This window comes from Mesorhizobium sp. LNHC252B00 (genome assembly GCF_000502955.1).
In the GTDB taxonomy this organism is placed as follows: domain Bacteria; phylum Pseudomonadota; class Alphaproteobacteria; order Rhizobiales; family Rhizobiaceae; genus Mesorhizobium.
Map to the genome: position 1 here is coordinate 1 of NZ_AYWO01000087.1, position 1,338 is coordinate 1,338.

Annotated in this window: 1 protein-coding gene; it reads right to left on the reverse strand. The window is 62.6% G+C overall.

Annotation, left to right across the window (positions count from 1 at the left end; translation table 11 throughout):
* Positions 1 to 10: 10 nt before the first annotated feature.
* The gene (locus X744_RS139770; protein WP_023763232.1) at positions 11 to 1,189 is read right to left on the reverse strand and encodes an IS256 family transposase; all 1,179 of its coding nucleotides are present in this window, start codon (positions 1,187 to 1,189) and stop codon (positions 11 to 13) included.
* Positions 1,190 to 1,338: the final 149 nt, after the last annotated feature.

Sequence of the window (1,338 nt, forward strand, 5' to 3'; positions counted from 1 at the left end):
ATGATGCTGGTCATGCGGCTTGGCGCAGAGCGAGCTTCTTGTGCTCGCGCAGGTCGTCCATGTTGATGTATCGGTTGGCCTCCATCCAGTTTTCATTGGTCTCGACGGCCAACGCCCTGACCAGGCGCAGGCAGCTTTCGGTATTGGGGAAGATGCGCACGACATAGGTGCGCCGGCGGATTTCCTCGTTGAGCCGCTCCAGCATGTTGGTGGATTTGAGATGCTTGTGGTGCTGTCTCGGCAGCCTGAAGAAGGTCAGGGTTTGTTCGATGGCATCCTCGGCCCAGCCTGTCAGGCGCGGATAGCGTGCCGACCATTTGGCAAGCCATGCGGCAAGATCAGCCCTGGCCTCTGCGAGATCGCGCCGGTCGTAGAGCCAGCGCAATTCCTGCAGGCAGTCGTCGCCGTGCTTCCTCGGCAGATGATCGAGCGCGTTCCTGAGGAAGTGCACGTAGCAGCGTTGCCAGGCGGCTTCGGGGATCACCTCGCCGATCGCTGCCACCAGGCCGGCGTGATCGTCGGACACAACCAACTCGACGCCCTTGAGGCCGCGCGCCTTGAGGCCGACGAGGAAGTCCCTCCAGGCCGAGCGGCTCTCGCGATTGGCCATCTCCACGGCCAGGATCTGGCGCCTTCCGTCCCAGTCGATACCGACCGCGATCAGCACCGCCTGGCTCATGACAACACCGGCTTCACGCACCTTCTCGTAGCGCGCATCGAGGATGAGGTAAGGAAACGGCTCTTGAAGGGGGCGCCTGGCAAAGGCAGCGAGGCTCTCGTCCAGCCGCTTGTTGATGGCCGAGATCGACGAGGCCGAGAAGGCATGGCCGTACAGTTCTTCCGTGATCGCCTTCACCTTGCGGGTCGACACGCCCTGNGTCGCCACCAAGGCCCGCTCGGAACGCTGGTAGCGCTCGAACAGCTCGGTGGAGAAGCGCCCGGCCCGGTCCTGCGGAACCCGCAGCTCGAGCTTGCCGACCCGCGTCACAAGGGTACGGCCGTAATAGCCCGAGCGATAGCCAAGCCGTTCGGGCGTGCGCTCGCTCTTCGAGGCACCCAGCGCCTCGTCCATCTCGGCCTCAAGCACCTCCTGCATCACCGCACGGAGCACTTCGTGCAATCCATCCGGGTTCGAAAGCAAAATGTCTTTGACGGCAGCGCTGGCGGTCTTAACTTCAGTCTTGGTCATGGTGGCGTTCCTTCGCGGGAATCAGGTGACGTGAACAATCACCAGCCTGCCATGACCGCCCCCTCTCAGCGAATTTGCAGAACTCTCAGCACACTACCAGCAATGTTCTCATCGGCCGATTGAACCGCAAGGCGGTGCTGGTTGGCCTC